Genomic DNA, 3526 nt, shown 5'->3' with positions numbered 1-3526 from the left:
TGGTTGCGGGAGCAGGATTTGAACCTGCGACCTTCAGGTTATGAGCCTGACGAGCTACCGGGCTGCTCCATCCCGCGACACTTTGCGTTGGTCTACGGCCTATTCGGCTACTTGAGACCATTGTTGGCCAATCGCTTACGCTACTTGAGGCCGGGTAGTGTTCTGCTGATCGTTTAGAGAGAAGGGGGATTTTACTAGGTTTGGCGGTGACCTACTCTCCCGGGGCTTAAGCCCAAGTACCATTGGCGCGGCAGTGCTTAACTTCCGGGTTCGGGATGGGACCGGGTGTTTCACTTGCGCTATGACCACCAAACCGAGGAAAATCCCCGTCGCGACTTTGCCAAAGGCAAAGCGCGACGAGTGGCAGGCAGCGTATTTGCGTGCAAATGCGCGTTGCCACTCGGTAGTTATGTCACCCCTTACGGGGTTTCACATCAATCAACGTTGTCCAACTCAAGGTCAGTGTATGCTTTTGATTTTGTCTTTCCATTACTGGATCAAATCAAGCCTATCGGGCGATTAGTACCGGTCAACTGAACGCATTACTGCGCTTACATCTCCGGCCTATTGACGTGGTGGTCTTCCACGGCCCTCAGGGAGACCTTGTTTTGAGGGGGGCTTCCCGCTTAGATGCCTTCAGCGGTTATCCTGTCCGATCATAGCTACCCAGCACTGCCGTTGGCACGACAACTGGTCCACCAGTGGATCGTTCACCCCGGTCCTCTCGTACTAGGGGCAACTCCTCTCAAGTCTCCTACACCCACGGCAGATAGGGACCGAACTGTCTCACGACGTTCTAAACCCAGCTCACGTACCTCTTTAAACGGCGAACAGCCGTACCCTTGGGACCTGCTCCAGCCCCAGGATGAGATGAGCCGACATCGAGGTGCCAAACACTGCCGTCGATATGGACTCTTGGGCAGTATCAGCCTGTTATCCCCGGCGTACCTTTTATCCGTTGAGCGATGGCCCTTCCACTCGGGACCACCGGATCACTATGGCCGTCTTTCGACTCTGCTCGACTTGTCAGTCTCGCAGTCAGGCTGGCTTCTGCCATTGCACTCAACGAGCGATTTCCGACCGCTCTGAGCCAACCTTCGCGCGCCTCCGTTACGCTTTAGGAGGCGACCGCCCCAGTCAAACTACCCGCCACGCAGGGTCCCGGATCCGGATAACGGACCGCGGTTAGACATCAAGAGTGCGAAGGGTGGTATCTCAAGGGAGGCTCCACAGGTACTTGCGTTCCTGCTTCAAAGCCTACCACCTATCCTGCACATCACAATCCTGATGCCAGTGCGAAGCTGTAGTAAAGGTGCACGGGGTCTTTCCGTCTAACCGCGGGAAGCCTGCATCTTGACAGGCAATTCAATTTCGCTGAGTCGATGTTGGAGACAGCGGGGAAGTCGTTACGCCATTCGTGCAGGTCGGAACTTACCCGACAAGGAATTTCGCTACCTTAGGACCGTTATAGTTACGGCCGCCGTTTACCTGGGCTTCAATTCAAGGCTCTCACCTCTCCTTTTAACCTTCAGGCACCGGGCAGGCGTCAGACCCTATACGTCGTCTTGCGACTTCGCAGAGCCCTGTGTTTTTAATAAACAGTCGCCACCCCCTGGTTTGTGCCCCCAGCCCCTAGTTGCCTAGGAACCGGGCCTCCTTCTCGCGAACTTACGGAGGTATTTTGCCGAGTTCCTTCAACATCGTTCTCTCAAGCGCCTTGGTATGCTCTACCAGTCCACCTGTGTCGGTTTAGGGTACGGTCTGATGGAGGGCTATTTCCAGGAACCACTCAGCAGCCCAATCAATCCGATAAGATTGAACTACACCTGTGATCCGTCACATCCTCCTGGCCTAGGAATATTAACCTAGTTCCCATCGCCTACGCCTTTCGGCCTCGGCTTAGGGGCCGGCTTACCCTGCTCAGATTAGCTTTAAGCAGGAACCCTTGGACTTTCGGCGAGAGTGTCTCTCACACTCTTTGTCGCTACTCATGTCATCATTCTCACTAGTGATCTCTCCACCGGATCCCTCACAGGCCGGCTTCATCGAAAGAACTCGATCCGTCATTACACCCAAGCGGATGCAAATACGGATGAGTTCTATGTCACACTACGCTCTGCTACCATGCCTTACGGCATCCTAAGCTTCGGCTCATGGCTTGAGCCCCGTTACATCTTCGCCGCAGGACAACTTATTTAGACCAGTGAGCTGTTACGCTATCTTTAAAGGATGGCTGCTTCTAAGCCAACCTCCTGGTTGTTTTGGTCGTCCCACCTGCTTTCCCACTTAGCCATGAATTGGGGGCCTTAGCTGTAGGTCAGGGTTGTTTCCCTCTCCACTACGGACGTTAGCATCCGCAGTGTGTCTGCCATCTAGTACTCCCGGGTATTCGGAGTTTGGTTAGGATCAGTAAGCCTGTGGGGCCCCATTACCCATCCAGTGCTCTACCCCCCGGGGTATTCGGATGACGCTCTACCTAAATAGATTTCGCAGAGAACCAGCTATCTCCGAGTTTGATTGGCCTTTCACCCCTAGGCACAGCTCATCCCGATCCTTTTCAACGGATGTGGGTTCGGTCCTCCAGTAAGTGTTACCTTACCTTCAACCTGGCCATGCCTAGATCACTCGGTTTCGGGTCTGATCCCACGAACTCATACGCCCTATTAAGACTCGCTTTCGCTACGCCTACACCTAACGGCTTAAGCTTGCTCGTGAGACCAAGTCGATGACCCATTATACAAAAGGTACGCCGTCAGCTCGCAAGGAGCCTCCGACTGATTGTAGGCGTTCGGTTTCAGGTACTGTTTCACTCCCCTCGTCGGGGTGCTTTTCACCTTTCCCTCACGGTACTGGTTCGCTATCGGTCAGCAAGGAGTACTTAGCCTTCGAAGGTGGTCCTCCGATCTTCAGACAGAATTTCACGTGTTCCGCCCTACTTAATACGTCCATCAAAGCTTCCTATACGGGGCTGTCACCCGCTATGGCCACGCTTCCCAACGTGTTCTAGTCACTTATCTGGCTCGGCTGGTCCCCGTTCGCTCGCCGCTACTAGGGGAGTATCAATTGATTTCCTTTCCTCCGGGTACTTAGATGTTTCAGTTCCCCGGGTTTGCTCTTAAAACCCTATGTATTCAGGTCTTAAGTACCTGTTTAAACCCCATATTGAGTATCAGAGATAACAATATGAAGCTTTCAGGTGGGTTGCCCCATTCAGAAATCCATGGATCAAAGCTTATTCTCAGCTCCCCATGGCTTATCGCAGAGTATCACGTCTTTCATCGCCTCTTGCTGCCAAGGCATTCACCAAACGCCCTTCTCGCGCTTGATTTGATCCAGAAAGAGAAAGACACGAAGTCCTTCACGGCAGGCCCAGCTGGTAACTAAAGGCCGCCTCTGTTTCTGAACCAAAAGCATACTTTCCCGCCTTCCATCCTGGAACCCATGCTGCCGATGTCGGTCGGCCCCACATGGAGAATGGAAGACAATGCATGATCGTCAGATCATGCGGGTTAGTGTACTTGACTTG

The 3526-nt window shown here is 53.4% G+C and carries 1 tRNA gene and 2 rRNA genes; all 3 read right to left on the bottom strand.

Going from position 1 to position 3526, the window contains the following annotated elements:
* Positions 1–77 (bottom strand) — tRNA-Met (locus tag ACR0KW_RS24010).
* Between the two features lie 121 nt (positions 78–198).
* A 5S ribosomal RNA gene (gene rrf / locus ACR0KW_RS24005) occupies positions 199–313 on the bottom strand.
* 185 nt (positions 314–498) lie between these two features.
* Positions 499–3328 (bottom strand): 23S ribosomal RNA (locus ACR0KW_RS24000).
* Positions 3329–3526: the final 198 nt, after the last annotated feature.

Source organism: Ruegeria sp. CG11, from assembly GCF_056537245.1.
This window is presented reverse-complemented; position numbering and strand designations above follow the sequence as displayed.